The 6799-nt window shown below is 47.0% G+C and carries 3 protein-coding genes and 1 pseudogene; 1 reads left to right on the plus strand and 3 read right to left on the minus strand.

Annotated elements, in window-relative coordinates:
• Positions 1–119: 119 nt before the first annotated feature.
• From Q365_RS0114545 to Q365_RS0114555, 3 genes are all read right to left on the minus strand, one after another.
• Positions 120–842 carry a YebC/PmpR family DNA-binding transcriptional regulator gene (locus Q365_RS0114545; RefSeq protein WP_028024032.1) on the minus strand — a complete coding sequence of 241 codons (723 nt, stop codon included), beginning with the start codon at positions 840–842 and terminating at the stop codon, positions 120–122.
• 227 nt (positions 843–1069) lie between these two features.
• Entirely contained in the window at positions 1070–2635 is a 1566-nt protein-coding gene (locus Q365_RS0114550; protein WP_028024033.1) for a glycoside hydrolase family 16 protein, read from the minus strand.
• Positions 2636–2731: 96 nt separating this feature from the next.
• A complete protein-coding gene (locus Q365_RS0114555) occupies positions 2732–4135 on the minus strand; it encodes a carbohydrate porin (protein WP_028024034.1) in 1404 nt (467 codons plus the stop codon).
• 673 nt (positions 4136–4808) lie between these two features.
• Between Q365_RS0114555 and Q365_RS0114560 the strand changes: the two are divergent.
• Positions 4809–6799 (plus strand): annotated as a pseudogene (locus tag Q365_RS0114560) (hypothetical protein); the annotation flags it as partial.

The following is a 6799-nucleotide window of genomic DNA, read 5'->3' on the forward strand; positions in this document are numbered from 1 at the left end:
GAACGAATGTTCAGTCACGCTTGCAGCGCAAATTCATGACTGTCTACTTCATCTGTTTAATCGTGAAATCAAACGAAAATGCCCGGTTGAACCGGGCATTTCTATACGCAGGGGAGTAATTACTCCGCGATTTCTGCGTTGTGGTATACGTTTTGTACGTCGTCGCAATCGTCCAACATGTCCATGAACTTGTCGAAAGCAGCAACATCGTCGCCTTTTACTTCAGTCATGGTTTGTGGAACGAAGGTGATCTCTTCAACGTCAAGAACCACGTCAGGCATTGTTTCAGCCAGTGCGTTTTTCACTTTGAAGAATTCAGTGGTTGGTGCGAACACAGTGATCACGCCATCTTCACACTCAATGTCAGTCACGTCTGCGTCTGCCATCATTAGTGCTTCAAGTACGGCTTCTTCGTCGTCACCCGCGAACTGGAATACAGCTTGGTGCTCAAACATGTGAGCAACAGTACCTGGGCCACCAATCTTAGAATTCGTTTTCACGAAGCACTGACGTACTTCCATGTAGGTACGGTTGTTGTTGTCAGTTAGACAGTCAACGATAACGGAGCAACCACCCGGGCCGAAACCTTCGTAGCGAGCAACTTCATAGTTTTCACCGCCGCCGCCAGCCGCTTTTTCAATCGCTTTTTCGATAACGTGGCTTGGCACCTGATCTTTTTTAGCTTTCTCGATCATGCGCTTTAGCGAAAGGTTGGTATCTGGATCGCCGCCACCGTTTTTCGCGATAACGTAGATTTCTTTACCGTACTTTGAATACACCTTAACTTTGGCGCCTTGAGTTTTCGCCATTGCATTTTTGCGAACTTCGAAACTGCGTCCCATGGGGAGTTACTCTCTATAATTTACGTTTGTTGAAGTGGGTGGATTTTATCAATCACTGGTTTGGTTTTTCCAGCATTAAAGTCATATCAGCACCACGAAATGCTGTCTCCGATCAAAACTGACGGCTTTTGCACATTTTATAGACATAAAAAAGGCGGCTTTCGCCGCCTCTTAGTTTCTAAATTGCTTTCTAGATTGCTTATATATTGCTTTCTATCGCAGAGCGATTACTTCTCGTAGCGCACGTTGTCGATGTTCAACACCATTGGGCCTGTTGGCTCGATAACAAAGATGTTTTTCAACGCACCAATGTTAGCTTTCGCGCCCGGAGCAAAGCGGTTTCCGTTCTCAATCAACTCAGCAACGTTGATGCGAACTTCTGTCCACTGACCAATCGGTGGAAGCGCAACATCAATATCACTTGATGCAGGCCAGCCGCTGTCGACGCGAACCATCACGCCCACGTTTGGTGCAGTTTCTTCAACCATCATGTCAAACACGATGTCGCCGCCGTTCATCCAATCCGTCATGTTGACTTCTGGAGACTCGAAGTAGAAGTTACCGATCTCGCCAGTTTTCTTAATGGCTAGCACATTGCCACGACCCGCGACTTCTTTGGTCTCTGTGTAGACTTTGAATTGCGGATCGTACTCTTTCGAACGAAGGTGCTTGTCTAGCTTGTCATCATACAAAGTAAACAGCGGGCCTTTCGCGTAGTCTGGGCCAGGAATAATAATCTCTGGCGCGGCGGTGCCGGCAACGAATTGGGCATCTTCTGATACGGTGGAACAACCTTTACCTGTGACCGCATCTTTAGAGCATTCGTAAACACGCACGAAATCAACTTCCATGGTTTGCGGGAAAATTGAATCGTCAATGCCGCCTTCGTTGGCGTTCGATGCCCATGAACCACCAATAGCGAGGTTTAAGATCATGTGGAAGCGCTGGTTAAACGGCGCATCACTTTCGCCTGTTACCCATTTTCCGCCTTCTTTGTATTGGCTGTACCAACCATCAGAACGCTGGGTTGCGTAGTGATTGCCATCAATGTACCAGCGCATTTCGTCCTTTTCCCACTCGATAGAGTAGGTATGGAAACCATCAGCTGGGTTGATGTGGCCCGGAAGTTCATATTCCGCAGCGGTGCTCACATTGTCTGGCCATTCACGCCCATAGTGAAGTGTACCGTGAATTCGGCCTTCTTTTTTACCGGCTTCCGCACCGAGTTCATCGGTTGGCGTTTGCAGGTTAACTGCTTCAACGATATCGATTTCACCCGATGCCGCCCAACCGCCATAAACGTAATCAGTTGGAAGCATCCAAATAGCAGGCCATGTACCTTGACCGAATGGCAATTTCGCACGCACATCAAAACGACCATACTGCCAATCACCTTTGTTCAAGGTTCTTAAGCGCGCTGATGTGTAAGGGAGCGTCGCTTTATGGCGAGTCTTACCTTCAGGATCAGATGGACCAGTGAACTGGTAGTTACGCGCAACGATGTGAAGCTTACCGTCTTCAACAAACGAGTTAACAGGGCGCTTGGTATAACATTGACGTTCAGCATTACCGCCACCGTAACAGTTAACTTCGTGGCTCCACTTGTTCTTGTCAATGGCATTACCACTGAACTCATCATTCCAAATCAGTGTCCACGAATCGTTAGGCTGCGTTTCTGCAACGCTGGTGTCCGGGCCAGTTTGCACAGGTTGATACACTTTCGACTCACACCCGACCATTGCGCCCAAAACGGCGGTGGCTAGCAGTACACGTCGATAAGGGAAATTACTCATTATTGTTTCCTTACTCGTCGGCAATTCATACGAATTGCAAAATTCTCTTATTCTGGTGGCTACACATAGAGCGTAGCCATACATGACGTGAACGGCTTACCAGTAGGCATCAGCCTGAATACCGATGACGATGTCATCTTTGAGTGTCACCGTTGGATCGGTTTCATCACCTGTTGTCCAAGATAATGGCAGGTATGTCGCGGTGAAGCGGATCTCGGCAGTTTTTAAGCCATCAGACAGCACGAACGTTGGCGCGACAGTAAACTTGGATTGGTGCCAAGTGCTGCCGTTTGCTGTGTTCTCGTAGTAGCCCGTCTCTGTTTGAATGATAAAGTTGTCTCTTACTGGGAAGATGTTACGCATCATCACTGAGACCCAGTAGTTGTAACCGCCGTCATCAGCACCTGATACAGAGTTAGTACCTTCATCATTGTATTGCGCTTGAATGGATGGGAAGAAACCGATGCCATCGCTGTTTGTGTATCCACCCCAAAGTAAAACACGTGCAGAAAGTGCATCTTCTTCACGGTGTGTAATGAGGTAGTACGGGTCACCACTGTATTTGCCCCACTCACCGGTGTGGTAGCCTTGAGTTGTAGAACCTGGGCGCAGAGAACCGTAGTCAGTGATGGTGCCACCCAGTAGGTTACCAGAACCCAAACCGCGACCAGCTTGCGCGATGGCGTATGAGAAGGCATTTCCTTTCAGGCCAAAAAAGTCGAGCATGTGATAGATCGCGGTGGCGTCATAACCGGTGTCTGCCCACTGCTTTCCAGTGAAATCCCAGTTATCTGCCATGTACTTATAGTTACCTTGAAGCGTCAAAGCACCCAATGTGTAAGAGGCGTGGAAAGTGTGCATTGGGTTGTTTTGGTTGGACGCGATTAACGCCCTAGCAGCGGGGTCTGAAAAACCTGCTCTAAAAAGTCCCGCATAGACATCAGTACCACTAGAGAATGCTTGATCAACGAAGTCGTCATAGTCATCGTCTAGGCTGATGCTGCGTTCACTTGATATGTACGCAAGATCGATAAAACTGTCACCGATTTCATAATCTTGGATACCTACACCAATGCCTTCAATGTCGGTATAGAAGAAGTCGGTCATAAAGATGTAGTTTTCTTCACCGATTTTCCTATCGCCAGCCCAAAGCGTGCCTGAACGAGTCACACCGTCCATTTCGACGAAACCAATGAGTTCATCAAAATCGGTACCGCCAACACCAATATTGATACGAAGCTGCTGCTCTTCACCAATATCGGTAAAAGTAGTAAACCCAAAATTGCCGTCATTATCAGACTCTAATCCGAGTCGACCGAGCAATTCTTTTTGACCACCTATACCTGCTTTTTTAAAGTCGTTTTCTTTACTGGCAAAAAAACCAGCACGGAAATAACCGTGAAACTCGACTTCGTCAATGATGGCGGCATTCACGGCAGGGATCCCCGAAAGGACAGCTGCTGCGCCTAATATCGCTATCGATAATTTGGACTTTTTCATTCTCACTCCGTTAGAGATTTGGCCACTCTAAAAGAAAGCGCTTTCTTGTCTTTATAATGCTAACCCCGAAATATCAATTAAAAATGCCAGACACCCGAAGGGCATTGTTAATCTTAAGTAACGGGTTTGACTAGTTTTCAGGGTTTTTGTGTCTAAAAATCTTAAAAGGAAAGTGAGTGTGACACTGTGAAACCGCTAGTCATCTGACAAACTAAGTAGGCTTGTTGTCCAGTGCAAATTTCATAACCTCAAAATATGTCCTAATTCACAAAATATTTACATTTAGCCCGTTATTTTGGTGACTTTGTCTCCTTATATGGGCTTTGTTGCATTTGTGTTTTGTTTTTGTGGGACATGAATCACTAATGAGAATCTTGCATTTGGTGCATTTTATTACATGGAATTGCTCATCAAATCCGATATAAATTGCATAATGTTGTTGAGTTGTACTGCCCCTTAACAATAAATTTACATTATGCGCGAGATCCCTATCTCGACTGTAATAGAGCTGGGTGACCGGCTTTATTTTGACAATAAAGTGAAAGCGCTTTCTTTTTGGCAATGACACCCACTTTGCAAAAAGATTTCTCCGTTCGGCAGGGGAGCTCTAAAACCAGCGGTTGGCAATGACGCGTCGCTGCTTAGATGTAGAATCAAAAATACGGACGACATGATGAAGAATTTTTTAGCTAAAACGGTGCTATTAGCTTCCGTTGCTCTTGCTGGTTGTGGCGGGGGCGATGAGCCACCCGTCGGGCAGTCAGTCACGGGAGATGAAGCTAGCACGACCAGTGGCGCGACAACGATCTACTACAAAGGTATTTTACCTGATCATCTCAAAGCCGACGGTTGGCAGGGTGAAGATGAAAGCGGCAACAAATTCAGTACCGCTGGTTTTACCAATGATGAAAATACGCAAACACTGTTGGTTACCCCTCCACCAGGTCCAAATAACGATCTCCAAATGGCGACGTGGGGCTGGGGCGGCGGTATCTACACCGAAGACAGTACCGACAAAGCAAACTCGACGAACCTATCAGGTTTCCAAAATGGCTTCATGACCTTTGATGCAAAAGGGACCATGACAACGCCTGTAACCATTGGTTTTAAAACGGGTTCAGACCTTCGTGATGGCGAAGGCAACCTTGTTGATGCAACACGACCTGATAAGTCGTTTGGTGTGTTGTTCAGCACGACCAATAAAGCCTCTCAATCTGGAAAGGCCTCTTTAGCAGGCTCTCGCACGATTTCACCAGAATGGACAACCTTTCAGGTGCCAATCAGCGAGCTTCTTGATGGTGATACGGTAGATTTCACTGATATCACCATTCCTTTGTTTGTCGAAGGTGAATTTGAAGATGATGGTACGCTGCAGTTGCGTAACGTCCACTTCACTAAAGATGCGACAAGCACAATTGAAGACGATGAAGAGTTTCAAAAACTTATTCCTATTCCGGGCCCTGAAAATGACCAAGGCGCTCTGACGGTCTACTATGAAGGGGATCTTCAGTATGGCCTGCAGGTATTTGGTTGGGAATTGACGTCCTTTATCACGGATAACCCACAAACCAACTCGCTTGAGTTAACAACGCCTCCGACTGCGGGTACCGCAAAAGAGTGGGGCTGGGGTGCTGGTGCTGTCACTTCGAGAGACGAAAATGACGAGCCTACTACATTAAACCTTGTTGGTTTTGAAGACGGCTACATGACGTTCGACATCAAGGGGACAACAACAACTGATATTCTCATCGGCTTTCAAACTGGTGTGTTTGAAAGTAGAGAACGCCCTGCTACATCGAACGGTGTGACATTTGGTCCAAACGGCCGCTCAATTACTTCTGAGTGGCAAACGTACCAAATTCCAGTTTCAGAGCTTGTCGGCGACAAAAGCATCAACTTCTCTGACATTACGTCTCCTATATTTTTTAATGGTGAAGTTGACGACGGTGGCGTGATTGAAGTTCGTAACGTCTTCTTCGGAAAAACCAAGGATAGTGCTATTGCATCAGACCTCGATGATGGTGATGGCAGCGGCGGTGGAACGGATGGTGGCACTGACGGCGGTACGGATTCCGACGCAGTATTTACAGCGTATCAAAATGGAGCCATTCAATACGATTTAGAGGCGAATGGTTGGGAACAGACTTCATTCTTTACCGCTAACCCAGACAAGCAATCTCTTGAACTCACAACGCCTCCTACTGCGGGCACCGCGCAAGTTTGGGGTTGGGGTGCAGGCTTAAACACCAAAGATCTGGCGTCGACTGACTTAAGTGGATACCAAAATGGTTTCATGAATTTTGAAATCATGGGTACGACGACAACAGATATTACTGTTGGATTCCAAACGGGCGTATTTGGCGTTGATAGCCGCCCTCAAACGAACAACGGTGTGACATTCGGTCCAAGTGGTCGTTCAATCACTGGTGAATGGCAGTCTTATTCAATTCCAATGTCAGAGTTGATGGCGGCGGCTGGCAACACGGCAAATCTTGCTGATGTAACATCGCTGATTTATTTCAACGGCCAAGTAGATGATGGCGGCGTGATTGAAGTACGCAACCTTTACTTCAGCGCTTCTGCTAATGGATCCATTGGATCCGATTTATCTGGTGGTACTGACGGCGGCACCGATGGTGGCACTGACGGCGGCACCGATGGTGG

The organism is Enterovibrio calviensis DSM 14347 (genome assembly GCF_000621165.1).
GTDB lineage: Bacteria > Pseudomonadota > Gammaproteobacteria > Enterobacterales > Vibrionaceae > Enterovibrio > Enterovibrio calviensis.